The sequence below is a fragment of the Alteromonas stellipolaris genome, assembly GCF_001562115.1.
In the GTDB taxonomy this organism is placed as follows: Bacteria; Pseudomonadota; Gammaproteobacteria; order Enterobacterales; family Alteromonadaceae; genus Alteromonas; species Alteromonas stellipolaris.
On record NZ_CP013926.1, the window covers coordinates 3748188 to 3771927 of the forward strand.

14 protein-coding genes and 1 tRNA gene are annotated in these 23740 nt (G+C 42.2%); 10 read left to right on the forward strand and 5 right to left on the reverse strand.

Translation table 11 applies throughout. The annotated features are described in order from the left end of the window. The first annotated feature begins 3 nt into the window (after positions 1-3). The 7 genes from AVL57_RS16000 to AVL57_RS16030 all read left to right on the forward strand — a co-directional run bounded on the left by AVL57_RS16000 (position 4) and on the right by AVL57_RS16030 (position 8495). On the forward strand, positions 4-1869 hold the full coding sequence (locus AVL57_RS16000; protein WP_057789657.1) for an IucA/IucC family protein: 1866 nt from the start codon (positions 4-6) through the stop codon (positions 1867-1869). Next, on the forward strand, positions 1856-3622 hold the full coding sequence (locus AVL57_RS16005) for an IucA/IucC family protein (protein WP_057789655.1): 1767 nt from the start codon (positions 1856-1858) through the stop codon (positions 3620-3622). Before AVL57_RS16000 ends, AVL57_RS16005 begins: the two co-directional genes overlap by 14 nt. A gap of 16 nt (positions 3623-3638) precedes the next feature. After that, a complete protein-coding gene (locus tag AVL57_RS16010) occupies positions 3639-4946 on the forward strand; it encodes an AMP-binding protein (RefSeq protein WP_057789653.1) in 1308 nt (435 codons plus the stop codon). A 2-nt stretch (positions 4947-4948) separates the two neighbouring features. Next, on the forward strand, positions 4949-6280 hold the full coding sequence (locus AVL57_RS16015; protein WP_057789651.1) for a DUF6005 family protein: 1332 nt from the start codon (positions 4949-4951) through the stop codon (positions 6278-6280). Beyond that, entirely contained in the window at positions 6277-7119 is an 843-nt protein-coding gene (locus AVL57_RS16020; protein WP_057789649.1) for a sugar phosphate isomerase/epimerase family protein, read from the forward strand. The genes AVL57_RS16015 and AVL57_RS16020 overlap by 4 nt, the downstream gene beginning before the upstream one ends. Before the next feature lie 29 nt (positions 7120-7148). Continuing rightward, positions 7149-8243, forward strand: a complete 1095-nt coding sequence (locus AVL57_RS16025; protein ID WP_057789646.1) for a heparan-alpha-glucosaminide N-acetyltransferase domain-containing protein — start codon at positions 7149-7151, stop codon at positions 8241-8243. 165 nt (positions 8244-8408) lie between these two features. After that, a tRNA-Leu gene (locus tag AVL57_RS16030) sits at positions 8409-8495 on the forward strand. A gap of 308 nt (positions 8496-8803) precedes the next feature. Here AVL57_RS16030 and AVL57_RS16035 read toward each other — a convergent pair. Then, positions 8804-9901 (reverse strand): Gfo/Idh/MocA family protein, encoded by a 1098-nt coding sequence (locus AVL57_RS16035; protein WP_057789644.1) that lies wholly within the window; start codon positions 9899-9901, stop codon positions 8804-8806. 367 nt (positions 9902-10268) lie between these two features. Between AVL57_RS16035 and AVL57_RS16040 the strand changes: the two genes are divergently transcribed. The 3 genes from AVL57_RS16040 (at position 10269) to AVL57_RS16050 (ending at position 17167) form a co-directional block, all read left to right on the forward strand. Beyond that, complete coding sequence (locus AVL57_RS16040; protein ID WP_057789642.1) at positions 10269-11057, forward strand: lipase family protein; 789 nt, start codon at positions 10269-10271, stop codon at positions 11055-11057. A 405-nt stretch (positions 11058-11462) separates the two neighbouring features. Further along, positions 11463-15071, forward strand: coding sequence for an FG-GAP-like repeat-containing protein (locus tag AVL57_RS16045; protein WP_061093596.1), 3609 nt, complete (start codon positions 11463-11465; stop codon positions 15069-15071). After that, positions 15068-17167 (forward strand): multiheme c-type cytochrome, encoded by a 2100-nt coding sequence (locus AVL57_RS16050; protein WP_082604822.1) that lies wholly within the window; start codon positions 15068-15070, stop codon positions 17165-17167. The genes AVL57_RS16045 and AVL57_RS16050 overlap by 4 nt, the downstream gene beginning before the upstream one ends. 35 nt (positions 17168-17202) lie before the next feature. Here the strand turns inward: AVL57_RS16050 and AVL57_RS16055 are convergent, their stop codons facing one another. From AVL57_RS16055 to AVL57_RS16070, 4 genes are read right to left on the reverse strand one after another with little or no spacing between them, the layout of a single operon-like run. After that, positions 17203-18066 (reverse strand): thioredoxin domain-containing protein, encoded by an 864-nt coding sequence (locus AVL57_RS16055; protein ID WP_057789636.1) that lies wholly within the window; start codon positions 18064-18066, stop codon positions 17203-17205. A gap of 1 nt (position 18067) precedes the next feature. After that, entirely contained in the window at positions 18068-18541 is a 474-nt protein-coding gene (locus AVL57_RS16060) for a hypothetical protein (RefSeq protein ID WP_057789634.1), read from the reverse strand. Between the two features lie 20 nt (positions 18542-18561). Continuing rightward, positions 18562-19842 carry an Ig-like domain-containing domain gene (locus tag AVL57_RS16065; protein ID WP_082746066.1) on the reverse strand — a complete coding sequence of 427 codons (1281 nt, stop codon included), beginning with the start codon at positions 19840-19842 and terminating at the stop codon, positions 18562-18564. A gap of 10 nt (positions 19843-19852) precedes the next feature. Beyond that, complete coding sequence (locus tag AVL57_RS16070; RefSeq protein WP_061093598.1) at positions 19853-23668, reverse strand: Ig-like domain-containing protein; 3816 nt, start codon at positions 23666-23668, stop codon at positions 19853-19855. Positions 23669-23740 lie beyond the last annotated feature (72 nt).

Sequence of the window (23740 nt, forward strand, 5' to 3'; positions counted from 1 at the left end):
AGCATGGCCACAATCGCCAAGCAAATCGCAGATAATGCATCCTACCAAGCCTTTGTTAACGGCTATTTAAAAGAAATAGATGAAGGGGTTTGGCACTCGATAGCACAATGGAATTTAGCAAGCGGCTTCGATACAGGGAACCACGATAAATTCATGCTGGAATTACAACTTCAGCACAGTGAAATAAAGCTGGTATTCGGTGTGGCGTTTCGGTCAATCGTGGGAAGACACAAACTCACTGGAATCTACCATCAACGACTTAACAGCATGGAGTGGCGCCAGCTAGATTCCATTTCAGCCATCATGCTCTTAATTAAAGAAATCTACGCTCGGTCGAACAGCCACCATGTTTGCGATCAAGAATTAGAGCTCACATCTCGCACTATTGAAAGCCATCAGATTATGGCTGATTATATTCAAGAAAGAAAAGATGATCCCGCACTACAAAGCCCTCGCTTCATTGACTCTGAACAGTCGGTGTTGTTTGGCCACTGGCTGCACCCTACTCCCAAGTCTCGCCAAGGTATGCACCGATGGCAACACGCGCATTATGCCCCTGAACTTAAAGGCTGTTTCAAACTGCATTTTTTTGCCGTGGAGCGCCAATGGTTAAACCAAAGTTCTGCAATTGCACTTTGTGCAGAACAGATTGTACTTCGTATTGCAGAGCAAGGTGCCTGTGATACAGAACTCGCTTTAGTTAAGCAGTTTAGTGAGTCGGGAAAAGCATTAGTGGCCGTTCACCCACTTCAAGCAGAATGGTTACTGAAGCAAGATTACATTCAACAATTAATTTCCACCGGGCAACTGCATCCCATAGGTCCGCTGGGCGCAACGTTCACACCAACATCGTCGGTTCGAACTCTGTATTGTGAACAGCTTAACTTCATGGTGAAAGTTTCTATTCCGGTTAAAATCACCAACTCCATGCGTATTAATATGGGTCATGAGCTTGATGCTGGCGTGACCTTAGCGAAGCTACTTAATACCACACGTTTTTCGTCACTTCATCCACAGTTTCAAGTTATTGGCGACCCCGCTTATCTATCACTTTCTCTACCTGATAGGGATGAAAGTGGCTTTGAAATGATATTGCGCGACAACCCCTTTAAACAAACCAAGAATGAATTAGGTATTGGAGGCATACAGTCGATAGCGGCACTGGTGCAGGACGCTATTCTTCCTAATGAGCGCTCGAAGCTTTCTACCATTGTTCATACACTTTCTGAGCAACAGGGCCGTTCACTGCATCAAACAAGCATTGCATGGTTCGACCGCTACTGGCAATGCGCTATAGAGCCTGCCATTCGCTTATTCGATCAATTTGGTATTGCACTTGAAGCCCACCAGCAAAATTCCCTGCTAGACCTTACTGAAGGCTATCCTAAAACGTATTTTTATCGAGACAATCAAGGGTTCTATCTTTCAAGTTCGGTTAAAAGCACGCTGATGCAGCTTGAGCCCGATCTCATTAAATGCCCAGAGTTATTTTACGATAACAATATGATTTTTGACCGGTTTGGCTATTACTTGGTCATTAACCAACTCTTCTCGGTAATCAACCGCTTAGGCTTAGACGGGTTAGTGAGTGAAGAAACCCTGCTTAACCTAGCCCGCATTAAATTAGATAAACTTCTAACCCAAGTATCTCCTCTTGGACAGGGCTTGATACGCTCCATTACAGAGCGTAAGTCCATTCCTTGTAAAGGCAATTTACTGACACGAGTCGACGACGTTGATGAATTGCAGGCTGAGATGGAACAAGCCGTTTATACCCAAATTAAAAATCCTTTCTATCGCAAAGCCCCTCAAGTTTCTGTATCCAGTACCGCAACAACCACCCTCGAGGCCTGCCTTGAATCAGCTTAATGTAGAAACCAGTACTAAATTAGCCCATCGTCAGCATGGGCTAAATTCAGCTGCAAAATCACGGGTTATCAAGCAGCTTGTTGAGGCATTACTGTTTGAGCAGCTTGTTCCTTATCACTACACCAACGGTAATTTTTGGTTTTCCGTTGGCGACACTCGCTATATTGCCCGCGGCCATATCTCAAGCTTCGGCCGCATTCGATTAGATGCAACCTATATAAAGCAAATCGCGCCTTTTAAGACTGCCACTATCGATTTACCTACGCTGATAAATGCTTTACCCGCAAGTGATGCCACGAAAGACCAATTACTGAAGGAGTTGTCTCAAACCATTGGGTTTTCTGAGTGGAACGATGCCCATTTAACGCCGATTAAAAGCCGTCGCGACCTTAATTACTCGGCGCTAGAGTCAGCTATTTTAGAAGGTCACCCTTACCACCCTTGCTTTAAAGCTCGAACAGGTTTTAGCCTTAGCGATCATGCTAGTTATAGCCCTGAAGCAGGCAGTGAATTCAAGCTTCATTGGCTAGCCATCAAACGCCAATTCTTAGCGGCAAATCTACCTACTGAGGAAGATTGTTTTTGGCAGCAAGAACTTGGGGAAAGCACCCTAACTACATTACGACAACGTCTGCAGGTATTGACGCCTGATAGCCAAGAGTATGGTTTACTGCCAATACACCCATGGCAACGGAACAAACTTAGCACTGCACTTTCGCAGCCAATCAATAACAAAGAGATTATCGACCTAGGCGAGTGTGGTGATAGCTATCAAGCCACCATTTCAGTAAGGACTTTACTGAATATCACTTCCCCCCAAAAAGCACATGTAAAGTTACCTATGAACATGGTAAATACGTCTTCTTTGCGAACCATTGAGCCTCACTCAGTGACAACAGCCCCGGTCATTTCAAACTGGTTAGATACGCTTATTAAGCAAGACAGCTGGTATCAAAAAAGGCAAAACTTTGCTATCCAACATGAATATGCAGGCATCGTAGTTCGACATCCTAATGTTGCTGCGGGTAGCGAACATTGGGCGAATAAGTTATCCCCAAGCCTTAGTGTAATCTTTCGCAACAGCCAACCTCTACAGGGGGGCCATACAGACGCCCTTCCCTTTGCTGCATTATCACTTGTTGAACAAGACGGCTTGCCCTTTATCGATCCATGGATAAATAAATACGGCTGTGAAGCGTGGCTAACTCAATTAATTGAAGCAACCATTATTCCGGTTTGGCACTTGCTAGTTAAGCACGGAATAGCCGTGGAAGCACATGCACAAAATATGATATTACGGCATCAGCATGGGTGGCCAACGTCGGTAGTACTTCGAGATTTTCACGAAAGTGTGGAGTACGTAGAAGATTACCTCGCTCAACCTAAACTGAAACCCCATTTCGCTGAATTACATCACGACTATGTTCATGCGCCAGACAATCAGTATTACTGGATGTCACAAGTTGATGCTCTTCGGGAACTCTTAGTTGATACCCTGTTTGTTTACAACCTTACCGACGTAGCCACACTAATGCAGCGCTTCTATCACTATGAAGAAACGCAGTTTTGGCAACAGGTTACCAATACATTATCCGCCTACGAAAAAAATTCCCCTTCGTGGCGTAGTCGTATACACAAAATCGATTTGCTTGCGCCCAAAATTCAAACCGAATCACTACTCGCTAAAAAGCTGAGCGGACAAGGTGCGCAAGAATTCCATCACACCATTCCTAACCCTTTACATCCACTTTAATGTGCAGGAGATTTTCATGTTAAGTGTTGATACCACTTTTTATTCCACCTACGATTTTGAACGTTTCTATCAGCAATTCTCAACCATTTCCGTATTGCATGATAAGCACGTCAATATAGCAGTGTGTCTTCGTGACACCGCGACTTGGTTGGCGCTATGTCTTTATGCTAAAAACCATGACATTTCTGTACTGCCCATTCACCCAGATACACCACTAGAGCTGGCTAAACGCAACGCATGCCGAGCAAAATGTGGGGTGTTGTTTTTCGGCGATATGCACAACCAAATAACTGTTGATTATCGCGGCGAAACAGACGGTATTGCAGGGCTTATTCAAATGAGTTCAGGCACTACAGGCGAACCTAAGTGCATAAAACGAAGTTGGGTTGCAATCGATATAGAAATTGCCAGTTACATTTCTCATTTTCAAGACGCCGATGACATGACCCCATATGTAGCGTGCCCCGTTACCCATTCCTATGGACTTATATGCGGCGTTTTGGTTGCCTTAGGCAGAGGAAAAAGCCCAACAATCATTACTAACATCAATCCTAAATTCATCATGAAGATGGTGATGGCAGCGAAAAAGCCACTGCTTTATTCATCGCCCGCGATGCTAAATATGATTAGCTTGCTTTGGCCCAAAACCAACTCACTTTATGCCGCAATGACCTCAGGCACCTTAATGTCAAAACCAACACTTGAAAAGGTAGGCAAGCGGGTAACACACCTTTATCAACAGTATGGCTGCTCTGAGTCTGGGTGCGTAAGCTTAAGCCGTATCGAATCTTCGAATACCAGCATTGGAGAAGTTCTCCCCCATGTTCAAATATCTAGTGGGCAAGATGCCAATCATCCAGAAGAAATTGTAATAACCGTACCTGCAATTAATACATGCCATCAGCCACAAATCATTTATACCCAAGACTTAGGCTATTTTGAGCACGTAGAAAACGCTTCTCCTGTATTGCACTTCGTTGCCCGCCAAGACGACACCATTATTGTGTCGGGTTTAAATGTATACCCGCAAGAGATTGAAGATATTGTTCTTGAGCATCCAAGCGTGATAGATGCCGTACTATTTAAAGTAAACGACACCACGGCGGGTCAGCGAGCCTGTTTATATTTCACCACCGACCAACTCGATGCCGATGCGCTGCGTATGTGGTGCCGTGACAAACTTGCCGCATACCAAATTCCGCAGTATTTGCATGCAGTGGAGCACATTGAACGCCTAGCAAACGGCAAAGTGAATCGGAAAAAACTGGCAGAAAATTATGCAAACCAAAAGCCTCAAAGCGCGCTTGAGCAGGTAGCGGGTTAACCATGAATAAAACCACCATTATTGATGCTATTAAATTGATACTTGAAAAAGAACTCAACAATCAGAAGCTGCATCACTTCACGCCTTCGGCTCGGCTAAATGAAGATTTGTATTTAGATTCAGTACAAATTATGCAGCTACTCGTACATATTGAATTAACCCTTGGTATCGACATACCCGATGCTGCACTAAACAACGACGACGTTGCTACTGTGTCTTCGCTAGCAGACTTTCTATTAACACAATCGAATACCGATACGAGTAAAAGTAGCGACGCAACTGATGACTTATCGCAAGCTCAGGAAGAATTTGAAGATATTAAGGTGCACTGCTTCGTAAGCTGCTTATGTGAAAGCATTAAAGTTAACCCAAATGTAGATCATAGGCCTTTCTATTTTGGCGTGTGGGACGCTGAAGTACTCGTCAACCAAGATCACCATTTAGCCTATCACTCAGATGACATCAACCACGATGACTTTAGGGAATGGTATAAAAAATTATATGGCGTGACTGTTACGTCTTGGTACTGCGAGACGCTCAGTAAACAAGAGAACCTTCATACCTTACAAACATTATTGGCACAGAAATCTGAAAGCGAAAATATCATGGTTATGCTTGATATGTATTTGCTGCCGGAACGTGAGAACAAATTCAATCAAAACCCCTTCCCCCACTATGTGATGTTAGAAGAAACAAACGACCCAGAAACATGGTTCATGCACGATCCTGATTTTCGTTGGGAAGGCACACAAAGTAAAACACAAGTCATCGCCGCTATTGAATCAAAAGCCGTTGCAGGCGGGTATATCTTTGATAGCAGAGACATAACGCCCACAAGCAACAGCGTTATCGCCGAATATTTTCTTGCGAGCTTCAATGACAAAAACAACCCTATGACCGACAAGGTGCGCGAGATTGTTGATGCACATATAGACACGAACAATAGCTCGACTGATATCACTCAACTAGGTGAAGCCCTTAAGCAGCTTCCCGTATTAGCCATTCGTAAATATGCCTATGAACATGGATTCGCGTTTTTCTGGCGCGATATTGGCTTTCCTGAAGCTGAATTTGAACACTGGTGTGATGTGATTGAAGCGCTGGTTAGCAACTATAAAAACATTCAGTTTCGCGCGATGAAACTTGCTACAGAACAACTTAGTTTGGCCAATAAGAATGTGTTAATCACTGAAATCTATTCGTTAATAGATCAGCAAGATGAACGAGAATTTAGGATTAAGCAGCATTTATTCAACGTATTTTCACAGTGGTCGGCATTGCACAAACTAGACCTTCACGGCTCGCAGACAATCACTGAGGAAGCTACTGCATGAACCTTTCAATTTGTACCATCTCTTTTCGACACCAACTGATTTCGATAGAAGAAATAGCACAATGGGCCCAGGCCAACCACTTTCAAGGGATTGAGCTTTGGGGCGCACATGCAAATAACCTTGCTGACCAACCGCATTACGATAAGCATTGGCTGGCAACATATGGCCTAAAAACCACTATGCTTAGTGATTACCTGCCGCTACTGGTTTCTGAGAACGTGCTTTACCACAAAGTACAGCACCTTTGCAGGCTAGCCAAACATTGGGGCGCGAGCAAAATTCGCACTTTCGCTGGCGGCAAAGGCAGCCTTGATTACACTGACTCCCAAAAAGTAGAGCTGTTCAATCGCCTACAAAAAATATGCGACTGGCTAGCCCCCCACGGCTTGAATTTGGTGATAGAGACTCACCCAAAAACCTACGCGGACTCAGTAACAGCAACACAAGAAATGTTCGCTTGTGTGGATAGAAATAATCTTCAGTTAAATTTCGACGTACTGCACGTGTGGGAGTCAGGCGCTGAAATTACCCATGCGCTTGATGAACTGTTGCCACATATTAATCACTTTCACTTTAAGAATATTAGCAGCGAAAGTCATCTGTCTGTCTTTGCCCCTGAAAACGTCTATGCCGCTGCAGGAACGCGAGAAGGCATGGTACCTATTTTTGAAGGCGCGGTAGATTATCAGGATTTCATTGAATATCTGCACCTGCATCATAGTGCAGGTATAGCCAATGCAGATACCTCATTAGAGTGGTTTGGAAACCATTGTAAACAAGTACTCAGTCGCGATAGGTATTTAATCCAGCGATTACAGCAAACATGCTTAAGCGCATAGATGGCAACTCGTGAAGTAAGGAAGTAAAAATGACCATTTCAGCCTCCCCGTCACCGCAGCAAGGTGCCTCTCTAAATCACCGGCTTCATACCTTCGATTTTGCTAGAGGCATACTGATTGTATTGATGGTGTTAGTGCATGTTCTAGATTTCTATGGCTCTACTGAAACGCACGAAAGTTTCATAGGTTCATCAATTAACCTTCTCGCTAGCTGGCAAGTGGCCGCGTGGTTTGTATTTATCATGGGAATGTTTATTACCTATACCCCTCACCAACCGTTGGCAGCAGGCTTAAAGCGAGCGTTTGGTTTATTTGCCCTAGGTTATTTACTTAACCTTACGAGAGGCACCATTCCCATGTGGCTTTCGCTGAAAAATGGACTCGTTACACAGGCACAATTGGGTAGCTACACACCCACCACAGAATTTTTCATCGTGGATATTCTGCAATTTGCAGGCATAGCACTAGCGTGCTGTTTACTTGTTAAGCACTTTCTCCCTCACCCTAAATATTGGTTTTTAAGCGCCTTTCTAGTGACTTTCGCATCCCCTTTTATATGGGATGTATCAACAGGCTGGGGGTATATTGACGGGGTATTAAAACTGTTTAATGGAAATAAATATCAAGGGGCGATGTTCCCACTATTTCCTTGGCTGGCCTACCCCCTTGTGGGTATGATATTTGGCTACCGATTGAGGAAGTCGAGCAATATTTATGATTTTTTTCAAAAATCATTTTGGATAGGCATCGCCATCATCGCAGTGGGTTTACCAATAACCATCACCGACACAGATTATCATATGGCCAGTAACATGCGGCCGGGACCAGGAATGATAATTAGCCTAACGGGTGGTGCGCTTGTTTTTCTATGGCTTTGTCAACGCTTAACACAAGGTCAGAATGCTAATCGCTTTGTTTCACTTTTGTGCTTTTGGGGGAGAAACGTTACAACCTACTATGTTATTCAATGGTTGTTAGTTGGCTGGGGGCTCATGCTAGTAGGTGCTCAGCAGTTACCTCCGTTTGCGGCAATGTCGGCAATGATAGCAGTGATGGCGTTATCGCATATTGGCGTTGTTATATGGTTAAAGGTACATAATATTCGCGCTATGAAATTGGCTTAACTACCATCAACGTTCTTGGCTGCGCTGGTATTTAAAGCCTTCTAGAGCCAAGAATGTTTATCTTTTATTCAGTCAGACACATAACGGCAATAAAACCCTAAAAAAAACTTGTACACCTGAGCTACATCGCTATAATGCAGCCTCATTGATAGCAAGCCTATCTAAGCCAGTGTGATGGAATTGGTAGACATGACGGATTCAAAATCCGTTGCCAGCAATGGCGTGGCGGTTCAAGTCCGCCCACTGGTACCAAACATTTAAGCCAACTTTTTAGTTGGTTTTTTTGTGCCTGAAATTCATGAAATCGCCACGCAAGCGTGTCGGCCGAGTGTCGGCCCAGCCAAAGTCCGCCCACTGGTACCAAACATTTAAGCCAACTTTTTAGTTGGTTTTTTGTGCCTGAAATTCATGAAATCGCCACGCAGGCGTGTCGGCCGAGTGTCGGCCCCTCGCGTGGCGACCAACCTAAAGTCCGCCCACTGGTACCATCTCTTTTTAGTCTATGAAAAGAGATAACAACAAACCGACTTTATGTCGGTTTTTTTGTGTCTGGTGGTTAGTCAGACCGCCACCGCTTTTCCTGTTTGTGCAGCGCGAAATATTGCATTAACAATACGAATATCGGCTAGCCCTTCACTTCCTGTTACTAGCGGTTGTCGGTCGGTGAGTATGGCTAAAGCATCATTGTCCATTTGAAGCGTTTGCTGCATGCCTTTAATAGGCTCAAATTTTTTCCCATCAGAGGTTGTGCCCGTTACGCCGTTGTAGCTTTGCATAGGCTTTAATTGATACCAACCTTGTTGGCATTCTGCTTTAAAGTGGTTGAATTCTTTTACTACGCTGGTACCACAATCAGCCATTAGGCCATCTCCAAAATCCATGGTAAACATGGTGGTTTCATCGACCTCGGTAAACTTATTAGGGAAACGCTGGGGCGGATGACTACCTGTAACAGATAATGGCTCTTTACCCGTTAAAAACCGAGCGCTATTAATAGCGTATACACCCATATCATAAAGCGCCCCACCTCCCATGTGTTGCTGCATTCGCCAATTGCTAGCATCTCTTCCTTGCCCCGCGTAACCAGCAAAGCTAGATACCTTCTTAAACTTCCCATAAGGCATGCTTTCCAGATAGTGATGAAAAGTGCGTGTGTTGGGCTCATGTTGCATGCGATAACCAATAGACAGCGTCACGCCATTCTTGTTACATGTGTCTATAATGGCTTGGCATTCGTCGCTATCCATGGCCATAGGCTTTTCACACCAAACGTGCTTTCCTGTGTTCGCGGCTTTTACTGCAAAATCTTTATGTGTACCGGTTGGCGTAACGACATAAATAACATCAATATCTTTGTTATTCGCAATCTCATCCATAGTATCGTAGGTATACACATTACTATCCTGAATACCGTATTCATGCTGCCACTGTGAGATTTTACTTTCTGTACCGGTAACTATGCCGCGTAGTTCACAATGTTCGGTATGCTGAAGTGCCGGTGCAAGTAAATTGGCGCTATAATTTCCTAAACCTAGCAAAGCAACACCTAACTTTTTCTGCGATTGAGTGCTTCCTAAAGCCAAGGAGAGCGGGCTATGAGCGACTAATAAGCCAGCTCCTGTCATACGAATAAAGTGGCGACGTGTTACGCTTGACATAAAAACTCCCTAATGAAGACCTGTATTTCCCTTCTAATTAATAGTGTGAATTATATACAGTTAGATCACTTTGCCGCGGCGCATTATTCGGTTCTATTCATAAACGATTTTAACTGCAAACAATGGCGTATCAGCATTCCAGAGAGCATCGCATACTGCGGTTTTGTAGCCTGGTTATGATGATTTACTTCTCCTCTTTTGCTCGCCCTGCTTATTCCGCCCTCTACGCGACTTCTTTTATTCGCCCTCATTATTCTGTGCGTAATATCGCTGAAACATAAACACTATAGCTTTATAGAATTCGAGTCATTGTGTCTGAATTAATCCTTCTCACAAAACAGAGTAAAGCGAGTTGATATAGTTTTCTATGAAAAAACTGAAACGCTATCAATACGAGCGATATGCCATTCTTTGCCAACTAGCCTACCCCGATGCCGAAGCGCATTATCGTCAAATACTCAAACCCTTTTACGAGCGCCACTTAGTCGATAAATATGGCAGGATGAGCGTGAGGATATTGTGGGTAGATAATAAAAAAGAAGCCATCGTGGTATTTAGAGGCTCACTAGGTTTTAAAGACTGGTTAGCAAACTTGATTTTTTTGCCTACAAAGATCCGACAAATAGATAAAAAATTCTATGTGCATTGGGGCTTCAGTCGATTACTAAATCAACCTATGTATTCAAGTACGAAGACAATTAACGAAGCACTGCCGTTACAGGAGTTACTTGTAAAAGTTCTAGAACCTCTGCAAAAACAGGGTAAGCGCTTTACGTTCATTGGGCATTCTTCTGGCGGTGCAGTAGCGGTGCTAATGGCCGATTATTTCGAACGAAAAAATGCGAAAGCCGTTAAACGAGTTGTGACCTTTGGGCAACCTGCAGTGGGCAGTCGCTCATGGTACAAAAATTATCTTTTACACCATAAAACATATCGTATTTGCTGCGACTTAGACGTAGTCACGTTTATGCCCCCCTTCCCTTTCTATTTTTGGCATGTGGGTAAAATGCTGTGGCTGCACGACGATCAAATTTATGAAAACACGCCCACGCACGAGCGATTTTTGAAATCGCTACGCAGTTGGCTACTTCGGCCTATTACCTACCACTACATGCGCAAGTACATCAGAAATAAGTCATTATTTGATGAGCATTAGGGCAGTTTTTCTCGTTGCGGCTTCAGTCTCCGAGGCTTATCTCTAGGCTAGGATTATTGCAGTTCAAGAGAGATATTCTAAGTCAAAAAAACCATCTGTATAGCCATTAATATTCAATGAACAGCCAAAAATGGCTCCCAACTAGTGTCTATGACAAAAATCTTCTTAACTTTTAAATCAAAAGAGAAATACGCGGCTAATTTATGTTTACTATTCACCATTCATACACTTACTATATTGGAAAAGGAGTTTTCATCAACTAGGAAGGTTTATGCTACAAAACACAACTTATAATTTATTCGCTTATAACTTTGGGGTCATATGCGGATCCCACTAAAAAAAAATAGTCGCGTATATTTTTTTTTACTGCTTTCATTATTGTTTTCGATTCTTGTTTTCGGGAAAATGTCGAGATCTTATTTTTCACTAGTCCCCCTAGAAATCACAGAGAAATCTAACCCTAAGTCTACTCCAACTATAGTTTTTAAAGATAAAACTTTAGAAACAGGGCTGTTAGCTTCTCATCAGCAAACCACCAAGGTTCTTACATCAATTCAACAGCTAATTGGTGGAGGTATATGCGTACTGGATGTCAACAATGATGGCTGGCAAGATTTATTTATTATAGGTGGAAGTGGGGAGCATCGCTTTTATGGGAGACAAACTTGGTGGAAAAACAAGGTCCCTCAAACTAATACTTTGTGGCTGAATAATGAAGGCCGAACCTTCGAAAATATTACAGTAACATCAAACCTATCCACGCATTTATATCCTATGGGATGTAGTGCAGGCGACCTTGATAATGACGGAGACGAAGATCTCCTTGTGACTAATATCGGGCAAAACCAAATATACGAAAACCTTGGAGGTGGTGTTTTTAAGGATCGGACAGAAAACTCTGGACTACAAGACCTGAAAAACTGGTCAACATCTGCAAGTATGGCAGATTTTGACAATGATGGCTTACTAGATATTTACGTCACTAACTTTATTGATTTCCAACAGGGTAAAAAAGTATTTGAACAAGCAAGTGGCTTTGTCGGCAGTGTTAACGACTCTCTCAATCCTATTTTATATGAAAGCGAAAGTAACTATTTGCTTAAAAATAAAGGCCATTTTCAATTCAATGAAGTAGCGGTATCCCAAGGAGTCCAGGACAACTCAGGGCGAGGTGTTGCAGCACGTTGGTTTGATATAAACCAAGATAATTACCCAGATTTACTTGTAGTGAATAGCGCTGGATCACCTCAACGACTGTTTATAAACCAACGCCCGGCAAATCAAGGCTTTGAAGAAAGCGCTAGGCACTACAATTTATCTCATTCCGATGGTAGTCATAGCATAGCTATCGGCGATACTAACCTTGATGGCTATCAAGACTTGTTACTTTCTTCTCCCGCAGGATTCCCCCCTAAGCTATATACTCATACTCGTCTAGAGCCTTTCAAATCCAACAGCTCTATTAGCCAACAACTCTATGAATCAAGTTGGGAATCTGGAATTGCAGACAATAGGCTGTTGTACATGTTTGGCTGGGGGGCTGTACTTTCAGATTTTAACAACGATATGTTTCCAGACTTGTTTATAGGTAATGGCGCAACAAGTATTGATAGTGATGCACCTTCATTATCCATTGGTCAACCGAACCAATTATGGGTCAACAAAAACGGTCTATTTAGGTCGGAGCTTCTTCTATCTGATAACACGGCGCCAACACGAGGGGTCATTAACTTAGATATAAATAACGACGGAAAAATGGATATTGTTACTACGCAAAATAATGATTATGTCAGCGTACTCATTAATGAAAGCGACCTTGATGCTCCTTGGATAGATGTTGAATTAAAGCATCCGAAAAAATTAAGTAATGGTGCAAAAGTCACCCTTACATTTGAGTCCCAACAATCAAAAACTAACCAGCAAATTATTACTTCGGCTTTCCAGCCCTCCAGTTTCCTATCACAAAGTACCTCTCGCTTACATTTTGCATTGCCACCTTCCGTAAATATGGTCGATATCGAAGTTCTATGGCCCGACAATACAATCACTCGCTACCCGTCTTTAGAAGTAAACAGAATCTGGCAACTAAAAAACGCTGAAGAAGCCTCTATTTTAACAAACCAGACTTCAGACCAGACAAGCGAAATAAGTACAAAGACAGTTAGTGATAAACCCTGGCTATCAATGCTGTCAGAAAAACAACAATCGCAATTAATACAGAGTATTGAAGGGGCTATCCTTTCTTCATCTAACATGCAGCCAGACGTTAATGCATTGATGTATAGAGAACTTGACTATCTCTTCACCCATGTCGACAGTAGTCTTCATACACGAAACACTATAGTTCAAGCTCTCACTTCCGCGTCATTTACACGTGACTCTTTGAGCTTAAAATTCATCGAAAGGGCGCTCGTTTCAAGTGACGATAAAATTCGTATAGCGGGAATCAAAGCCCTCATGCAACAAGAACATGAGATTAGCATTCGCAGGCTAATTCGTATGGATAAGGACGCTTCACCGAAGGTTCGTTGTAAGATTGCCAATACCTTTAAGCACTTTTTTCATGAAGAAGAAGCCGTAGTTAGAAGAAAAGGATTGGCCAACTCACACTTAATTTTTATGCTCTCGGCTAAAGAAGAAAGTGTAAAACTATGTACGATTGAAGCACTTGCTGAAGCAGAGAATTATCGGGCTGTTGTTCCATTAATAGCATTAGCAACTCAACCAAGTTCATCGGAAAAAGTTACAATAGCAGCAATACGCGCTCTTGGACTAATACGGGACATTAAAGCTGTACCAGAGCTATTTAGACTGCTCGAAACCGAATCCTCGGCAAGGGTAAAAGCAGCTACCTTGATAGCTTTAAAACGTCTTGGCTATGAAAACTTTCAATCATTGATAGCTCAATTGTTAGATTTCGAGCATAACGGTACTCAGTCAATAAATGTAGCCGTAGCATTACTGCATGATAATCAATTGGACAGTCTGGTATTAAAGCCCGATGTGATTTGGCAACCGTTAGAGTCAACTTTAAATAAATTAGAAAGATTGCAGCTCACTATTGAGGATCAGATACTTGCAGCCTTAGATTTACTAATTTTAAGTGATAGGAATAGAAAGAGGGAGATCCTTGAAAATTACCTTACTTCTGATAAATCTAGCATTGCCGATAAGGCAGCCACTCATTTAGCGTCCATAAGTCCCTCAGATGAAGATACTACAAAATGGCGCTTTGCTGACCGAACTATAAAGGCACAAAAACACATTATCAAAAAACTGATACAGCGACAGCATGTCTTCTCTAAAAAAGAACTATCCGATTTTCTAAGAAATGAAGAAACTACTCAGGCCTTGCTCTACAGCTTAAAAACTTATAAGTACCCTAAGCTCTTGTCGTTATTAAAAAGTATTCCAATAGAACTAATCAACTCAGAAAACAGTCGATGGCTTAAGTTATGTGACTACCAAACTAAACTAACAGGAACTATTAGTTTAAGTTGGTTGGAGAATAGGCCGACATCTTATCAAGCCTTAAACTGTTGGTTGAAAACAGATTCCAATGTTGCCTCATCCCCACCATTGAGCTTTTTAAAAAAGTTAATTCCCTCTGCACCACTGTCAACTGAAATGGTCTCTAGTAGGTTGACTACTGTCATTGAGGCTATCGCAAATCACCCAACTTATGAAGCAGATCGAGTTCTTATTGAGTTAATTAAACATCACCACATATTAAAAGTTAGGAAAACCGCATTAGCTATAGGGTTAGCGTTTAAAAAGCCCTATGCATTAGACCTAGCTATGCATTATGCAAAAGCAGCAACAAGAGATGTAATGACTGAATTCAGTCAAATTCAACTTACGTCTGCAGTACCAACTGATTTTCAAGCCCAGAAATTCTATGACTACCTAAAGATCATAGCCTTTTCCCCGGCAATTCCCTTCGACAAACGCTGGGCCGCAATGTTTAAGCTTATCCAGGATGGACAAGCCACTTTAGAGAGCTTTTTACTGTGAACAACACAACAAGTACATCTCAATTGTTAATGAGAGAAAAACGGCAGAACCGCTGGCTGTATAGCATGTTAGTCGTATTGCTACTATCTGGCCTATATAGCTACATATCTAGTAGCCATAGTGTTTTTAGTCAGTGGCTTGTATTAGCCCATGGCTTTATTGGTACTGCCAGCTTGCTCCTGTTGGTTCCCTTTATAATTAATCATTTTTATCGAACTTTAGGTCAACGGAGAGCTGGATTATTCACATCGGGTATTTTTCTGTTTGTGCTTTCTATTGTTATGGGTTTTACAGGGGTTTATATTATCGTAGCCGGACTAACTGAGCAGACAGCTTGGCTACTGAATATTCATATCGCATCTGGCTTTTCATTATTTGGAGTGCTCATTTTTCATGTCATTTCACATTATATTTGGTTGGCCCCCAAACGACGTGCTTCACTCGCTCGCTCTAAAGAGCAAAACTTCCGATACTTTCCTAGCCTCGAAGAGCAGGCCTTTCTTCGAATAGGTACTTTTGCACTAGGCTTTTTTACTATTACATTCAGTTTAAGCTTAATATATCTGGCATTCGAAATTGAGCCAAGTAACCAGCCCGCTGTCACTGATTACCAGTATAACTACGGTCCGCATCCATTTCGTCCAAGTCAAACTGACACGGCTAGCGGTACATTTATAGACAAAAACCAAATCGCGGGGTCTCAAAACTGCGCCAATTGTCACAAAGAAATTGCAGAGCAATGGTATAGCTCTATTCATAAACAGGCAGCATCAGACCCAACTTATGTCAAAAACATCACATTACTGTCAGAAAATAAAGGAATTGAAGCCACGCGCTATTGTGAGGGGTGTCATGCACCTGTTGCATTATTAACAGGTCAATTATCTGAAGGTGGCACACATGGAGGTATAAAAAACACGACCGCATTTCACGAAGGAATAAGCTGTTTAAGTTGTCATAATATTGAATCCGCAACGCATTTGAAGGGCGTAGCCAGCTATCGGTATGAGCCGCACAAACCTTATCTTTTTGATGGTTATGAATCGAATTTTTTTAGCGCGTTGCGTGAGTATTTGATTCGAATCAACCCTAGCCAACATAAGACTGACATGGCAAAAGAAATACTTATTGAACCCGAATTGTGCGCAACCTGTCATGTTCAGTTCATGGACAAGGAAATGAATAACTGGGGTTGGGTAAAAATGCAGGATGAATACACAGCTTGGCTGGAAAGCCCTTATTCGATGCAAAGTGAGCAAGTCTTCGCTCATTCTAAAAAAACTCGGTGTCAAGATTGTCATATGCCTTTGGTCAAAGGAAATGACCCGTCAGCTAATTCGGAAGGTGAGTTTCGTTCTCACCGATTTATTGGTGCCAATACAATGCTCCCTTCGCTCAACGGCGATAAAGAACAGCTAGCACAAACTCAAAAATTCCTTCAAAGTAATAAAGTACGCCTAACCATCAACCCACCAAACCGTAAAGACGCTACGCAATCAGATAAACAAATAACCGAGGATATTCGAGCGATAACGGAAACACCTGCCTACTTTTATTTGAACGAGACAGTCAAATTAAATGTAGTTGCAGCAAACATTGGAGTGGGCCATAACTTTCCCGCTGGAACTTTGGATATCAATGAGGCGTGGATCGCTTTTACTGCTTTAGATGCAACCGGAAAAGTCATATATCAAAGTGGATTCCTTGAGGATGATCTTTCAGTTGAAACCAACGCTTACTTTTATCGTTCGTTACCCATAGATCGCTTTGGGAAATTAGTTTGGAAACACGACCTTTTCAATCGCGTTGGAGAGACCTACAAAAACTTTATTCCTGCTGGGGGCTCTGACATTGTCGAGTACACGTTCGATGTGCCTAGTTGGGCCAAGGGCCCAATTACCCTCAATGCAGTGCTTAAATATAGAAAACTTAATCAGAGATATGCTAAGTGGGCACTAGGGGAAGATTATCAAGACCTGCCAATTACTGACATGGCAAGGGCGACTATTTTGGTTCCCTTACGTCAACAGCCCCCAGTAAGAATGGAGTCTGCCAGCTCGTCGTTTTTGAACAATACAGAAATAGAAGCAAACTAAGCTTGGCTTAGTTTGCAACTTAATAAACTATTTTTCTAATTAACCATACTTTTTGAAAATAGCTTAGTGGGGTCATTTAGTAATACCCCATTTAATACATACTGTACTTTATCGCTACTCTTTAGGTCATAAAGTAACTGAATTTCAGCGGAGCGCTTTCTATAGCCTTCTTTTGCCTCTAATTCACATCCCTCATTCAGTTGAGAACAAATTGCTTCAAAATTTGCCCCTGCGACATACCAATCGAACTTCGCGTCTAGGGGGATATTATTCTGCACTTCGTTAGCTGACCATTCCGTCGGTACAACTGCTATTAGTTTTGCAAGGTTATGATTATTTCGACGCCACCTCAGTTCAGCATATCTTGACCAGTCCAATTTAACTGTAGACTCTAATTGGTTTACACCATTGACCATTCTAGCTAGTTCACCAAGTCCGACACGGCGCCCACCAAAATAATAGGATGGAACCGCCATTGGGTCATAAGCATCTGCCATATGTTGTGCCAACTCTCTGTGATCAAGAGACTTGCTCGTGTCACATTCGGGGGCTATTCTTTGCACAACACTGTTAATTACTGATTCAGAGACAGGATTATTGCAGGCAAGTATTTCCTCTACCCGAGCGATGCTTCTATCACCTAAAATGCCAGCCCAAAATATAAATGTATTGTAGTATTGATAACGTTCTTTCGACTTTAGTGCCTTGATACAGTATGGGCAATATGGATCGATAAAGGCGACTAGAACTGGAGCTTCGGGCTTCCATGGGTCGAGCAAGAAGGCGCCGTGCTCGTTCTGGTTTGGAATAGGTAATACTTGCGCATTACTACTAAAAACTGCGGTAAAAGCGACGGAAGAGATAAACAGCACTCTCATTCCAATAATTCGCCATTTCATTCTAGTTTTCTCCTTCATTGTTATTTAACTGCCTTACCTTGGCGATAATATTTTGCTTATAATCTGCTGAAGTTTCTTTGAAACGTTTCTTTAACGCTTTTTGGTTGTCTCGATTAGCTAGATTAGCGTTGTAGTCTTTTATAAGCGTATCGAACTCTAATTCTCGCTGCATTATCAAGCTTTCATCTACCACTATCGTCACTTCATTTGGGTTGGATTTGACAGAATTAAGATGTGGAGGTAGTGGCGCTTGGACACTACTTTGAGTCTGAGAACCAGAAGTATCCGAGAGCATATTTTTGAACCAACTGAGCTTTTCGGACTTTTGTTCTTTATAACCTGAGGATGGCCTTTGTTGGCTTTCCTCATTATTAATTTCTAAGTCTGTGGATTCATTGTTGTTCAAAAAATAAAAGGCAGCAATGACACTACAAATAGCGATTGCAACAATATACAGCTTAATATGGTTATTCATAATATTGGCTAGTCCTATAGTTAAAATGATGTGGTAGTAATATAGCGAGTGGTTACACCACTCTCATTTCCTACTTGATCATCAACATCATTCACCCTTACATAAATCGCTGTATCAGCAGGTAAGGGGTTCAACGGATCAAACGTTGCTATATTTCGAACAACGGTCCAGTTACCTGAAATTGTGTCTGAACTGGAATAAACACGTATGTCGTTCGCCCTTATCTCAGTTAAAAATCTTTCAGCATCAATGGGTTCATCAAACTCAACACTAATATTTGTCGTTAACGAAACATCAGTGGTATAAGCCTCTGGCGTGAAGCTTACAATCCTTGGTGCGGATGTATCTACACTGTCACCTGTAGTGAAGGCCAGTTGAAAATCAGCCATCTTGTTTAGGCTTAAGTCACAAACATTTTTAAGCTGCAGTGCGTAATTTGATACAGCTTTTAAATTAGTAGTGGGTGTGACAAGTAAGGTTAATTGATCTGAACTCAGGCCTACATTTATAGGAACTAAGCCATCTAGATCACTTAGCAATACATTACTCGAGGTTACGCAGAGAGGGTTAGCCTTTTCTGACAGCGTAACTCTCAATTGGATGTTGGTTGCAACCTCATTTTGGCTTCCACTTAAATTATGATTCTTCACTTCTATAGCTACATCATCTTCCGCATCACCGCTGTAAAAATAAAAGGATGTATAAGGTAGCCGGTTTCCAGCTAAATCATAGAGGTTTTCCCCATACCCAAAATAAACGCGGTATCGGTTATTTGCTTCAAAATTATCGGATGGCGTTAACCTTGCCGTTTGGCCATCTTCACTTAGTAATAACGAAGCAAGTATTGGAAGACCATCTCCATCAACGTCAATCACATAGAATGAACCACTGGTGAGTAAAGTAGGGTCTAATTCATCACTCACTTTGAACTCGATAACCGCATTAAGTGGTACATCAGTCGCATTACTAGATGGAGAGTACGTCACTATATTACCTGCTATTGAGTCAACAAAACCACCTGTAGTGAACGAGACTGTAACTGGAGTCACAGTATTTCCTGACAAATCAGGAGATTGGCCAATATTCAAAGTATACGTAGTATTAATACCCATCAGCTGTTTAGGGATCAACGTCAACAGTGTTCTGTCACTGTTCCAGCTATAATTCACTGGCACAGATTCTCCTAGTGACGTCAGGAACACTAACTCAGATTCTAAGGAAGACATCGGCTCACTAAATCTCACGCGCAGTCTGGCATTCAGTGGAACTTCGGTTTGTCCTTCCGTTACTGATGTACTCAAAACGGTAGGCTTAACATAATCCGCTTCGGATCAGACTTATTCGTTGTCCATCATTGCTGAGACTAACCTCTGCACTGACACGTGCGCGGGTGCCGTCGTAATCAAGCAGATAAACTTCATTTCCTGTTACCGTTGTAGGATCAAGTCGCCCGCTAATAGAAAAATCAAGAATCGCATTGAGTGGAGTTTCACGATCGTTGCTTTTGGGAGAAGTCCCTGTGATTGACTCTGAAGCTGTATCTGTCTCAGAGGTAGTAGTAAAACCAATCGTCTTAGACTGTTGTAAGAAATTTCCGCTTAAATCTGTTACTAAATCGACAAATAATTCATAACTCGTATTGGGTTCCAGCATCAACCTAGGCGTTAAACTCACAACGGTATTATTGTCGCTAATTGCTGTATCAACAGCAACTTCATTACCATTGAGTAGTAACTTAGTGTTATCTAGCGTAAGGCTATTTACTGCTTCATCGAAGCGCACGCGAATGCGTGCATTTATCGGTACATCTGACTGCTCGTCCAAAACACTTGTCGCTATTATTTGGGGCCCAGTAGCGTCAGTATCAAAGCTTGTGGTGAAATAGTAATTGGTATTGTAGAGTGTGTTACCGAAGAGGTCTTTAATCTGACTCGTTAACACTATTTGATGTTGCCGCCCAACCAAAAAGGCAACGTTAGGCGCAAAGGTGAGCGATTGATTGTCATCTAAAAGCGTTGTCACGCCATCTATGCGAAGCCCTGTTGTTCTATCCACCACATAAAGTGCATTTTCATCAATTGTTAGTGGATCTATTCGCTCGCTTAAAACCACTGTTATAGACGCATTTACTGGCACACCAGTGCTATTTGCTGTGGGTGTTACTGAAATGACTGTGGGGCGATCAGTATCAACCGTATTCCCTGTTTCAAAGCTAAACTGATAATCTTCAACAATTGGATTGCCAGCAATATCTTTAACACCAGCAACTACAACAGTGTAATTCGTATAGTCTTTTAGCAGGTCACTCGCAGTAAATGACAGTGTTGTACCGCCATTCGTTAACCTCAATGAACCAGGCACTTCCAGCAAACCATCTTCTAATATACTTAACGCACCACTTTTCACAGATTTGGCAAGTAAAGGCTCATTGAATACAACTTCTACTGGCGTATTTTCTGCCTGATCCGTTACACCATTCTCGGGTGAAGTCGCGGTAACAAATGGTGCCTCTGTGTCTGGATTTCTGGGATCGGTACCATTAAGTAATTCTTCACCATCGTTTAATCCATCGCTATCAGAATCAACGTTATTTGGGTCAATACCCCTAGCAATTTCCTCTCCATCTAATACACCATCGTTATCGCTATCTGCATCATTAGGATCTGTATGCCAGACATCAACTTCTTCGTTGTCACCTAAACCATCGTTGTCGCCATCAGGCTGAACCTCTACGAGATGAGGAGAGCTTTCAGCTGAGTTACTTCCATAGTCAAACACTTTAGCAACTATAGTGAGCACACGTTCATCAGAGACAACCGTATAGGGAACTTGATAAGGATAAGTTGAGTCTTCCGCAACTTTATTACCGTTAACCCAAAATTCAACTGCTCGCACTGCAACATCATCATTCGCTGTCGCAGATAAATTAATTCTACTTCCTGCTACAACAACTGAGCGATCTGTCGGCCCTAACAAATTGACCTCTGGAGCAATGCCATTTGCATCGTTTAGCATACGGTATTGGGCAATAAATAACTTAGTTGTACCTGTTGCCTTATAGTCTGAACTTACGATGTAACGTTCTTCCGTTATGTAAGCATAGGCGCTGTCGACCGCTATTCCAGTACCGGCGTAATCACCTAATGAAGAAAGATTAATTGTGCTTTGAAAGAATGGATTTTCTGCGTCTCGAGTATTTACAAATGCAACAACATTAGGGAATAGTTGCTCAGCAAAAAAGGTAAAACCATCTGCAACAGCAACATCTCGGGGCACAAAGTCACGATTCCCTGCCACCTGCTGTAACGACACTTCCGCGTCTGGTTCACTTGCAGATGGCTGATTCAGTTTATATGATCTCCACCCTGTGCTATAAGCAGCTACGTATATATAGCCATTATCGAAATCTATACTTTTTAAGTTACCGATATTTGAAGAGGTAATTCTTAGCGGTGCTGTGCGATCTGTAATATCAAATACTGCAAGTGCGTTATCGTTAATTAGGGCTAGCAAGTCTCCATCAGTGGCGACACCTTTAGCTTTCGATAAAGCATCATTTTCCCCAACAGGGATTACATTATTAGGATCTGCGATACTAAAAATTTCTAGACCAATATCACTCGCAATATATATATAATCATCATGCAAGCTTAGATCTTTTGCGAACCCAGAAGTGCTTATTTCCTGAACTACAGTAGGGGCAAGTTCATCAGACACGTTTACTACAATTAAGCCACCGCTACCATCGGCAATATAAACATATTCCCCACGCACTTTAACATCAATTGCGGTTCCACTAGTGTCAATTGCCGAAATGATTGAGGGATTGGTTCTGTCAGCAACGTTGACGATTTGCAAGCCACTTCCTCCCGCTGCAACATAGGCAATATCACCTTGAACATCAACATTGTTTGCATAGCCTGGAATAGAGATTGCTGACACCGCAACTGGCTCAAACTCATCAACTTCTACTGCCACAGTAAATTCTGAGCCGTTGTTAGAGACAATAATTTCAGTTGTACCTTCTTGACCAGCAAAAACTTCGCCGTCTTCTAGGCCAAAGCTCGCTATAGTTAGGTCGGCACTAGTATAGGTAGTACCACTTCCCTGTTCGGTCAAATCAATTTCGCTACCGTCTAGCATGTGCCCTGTGACACGAAGTTGCCCACTCGCTTCACCATCAATAGCGTTATAAGTTAAGAAAATAGCAGCAGGAGAAACGGTTATAAAGTTGACCGCATTAGAGAGGTCACCACTGTTTTCGTCATTTGGATCAGAGCCAATAAATATTTCTAAACCATCTCGAATACCGTCACCGTCGCTATCGGCTAATAACGGGTTAGTAATGAAACCATCTTCACCGGCCTCTAGTTCTTCCTTGTCAGAAATGCCGTCATTGTCACTATCAGCATTGTTAATATCTGTTCCCGCAGAGTACTCTTCCAAGGCTGTTAGGCCATCACCGTCTTTATCTTCAAAAGCATCCACGGGATCAGCTGGGTTTAAACCGTTTTCAGTTTCGTAATCATCGGGGAGACCATCACCGTCAGCATCTCCACTCGTTGAAATATTCACTGCACGGCTTACCAACACACCATCTTTCCGAGCACTTATTAGTGCAATGCCATTCGCGTGCGCCGTCACTAGGCCATTAGCTGTTACGGAAGCGATAGCAGGGTTAGTTGAACCGTAATTAATGCCTGAAATTTCAGAAGTGACGTCCTGAACACTATCATCACTGTAAGATGCTGTGATTGTTAATTGGAAGGTCTGATCGATAGTATCTAGAGAAATTGGCGTTGATGCAGAAAAATTTAAATCTGAAGGGATAGGGGCAACGTTTTCGAACTGGATATCACCTACTTGAACTACGCTGTTTTGAACAACAGCAAAGTAATCACTCTGTCCTGATACAGTTCTGCCGTCATCTAATTGGCATGTAGCTCGGGCTCTTATCCTACCCATATTGGAGGGCACATTAGGTAAAGCCCAATAGCCGTCTTGGTCAACTTGAATAGTGCGATTTAAAATATTCACCACACACTTTTCATTTAGCTCTACTGCATAAGAGGGTAGACTCGAAGCAACTGTCGCTATACACAAAACTACCAGATTCAACTTGTTCATTTTATTTCCCTAAACCAATATCCTATCCCGCACTTTTTCAAAAAATATCGTCTAAAAAACTTCAATGACGAT

Excerpts from the sequence above, each read along its gene's own strand:
- AVL57_RS16010 (WP_057789653.1), top strand. The coding sequence starts at position 3,639 with ATGTTAAGTGTTGATACCACTTTTTATTCCACCTACGATTTTGAACGT.
- AVL57_RS16055 (WP_057789636.1), bottom strand. The coding sequence starts at position 18,066 with ATGAAATGGCGAATTATTGGAATGAGAGTGCTGTTTATCTCTTCCGTC.
- AVL57_RS16070 (WP_061093598.1), bottom strand. The coding sequence starts at position 23,668 with ATGAACAAGTTGAATCTGGTAGTTTTGTGTATAGCGACAGTTGCTTCG.
- AVL57_RS16060 (WP_057789634.1), bottom strand. The coding sequence starts at position 18,541 with ATGAATAACCATATTAAGCTGTATATTGTTGCAATCGCTATTTGTAGT.
- AVL57_RS16000 (WP_057789657.1), top strand. The coding sequence starts at position 4 with ATGGCCACAATCGCCAAGCAAATCGCAGATAATGCATCCTACCAAGCC.
- AVL57_RS16040 (WP_057789642.1), top strand. The coding sequence starts at position 10,269 with ATGAAAAAACTGAAACGCTATCAATACGAGCGATATGCCATTCTTTGC.
- AVL57_RS16015 (WP_057789651.1), top strand. The coding sequence starts at position 4,949 with ATGAATAAAACCACCATTATTGATGCTATTAAATTGATACTTGAAAAA.
- AVL57_RS16045 (WP_061093596.1), top strand. The coding sequence starts at position 11,463 with ATGTCGAGATCTTATTTTTCACTAGTCCCCCTAGAAATCACAGAGAAA.
- AVL57_RS16025 (WP_057789646.1), top strand. The coding sequence starts at position 7,149 with ATGACCATTTCAGCCTCCCCGTCACCGCAGCAAGGTGCCTCTCTAAAT.
- AVL57_RS16035 (WP_057789644.1), bottom strand. The coding sequence starts at position 9,901 with ATGTCAAGCGTAACACGTCGCCACTTTATTCGTATGACAGGAGCTGGC.
- AVL57_RS16020 (WP_057789649.1), top strand. The coding sequence starts at position 6,277 with ATGAACCTTTCAATTTGTACCATCTCTTTTCGACACCAACTGATTTCG.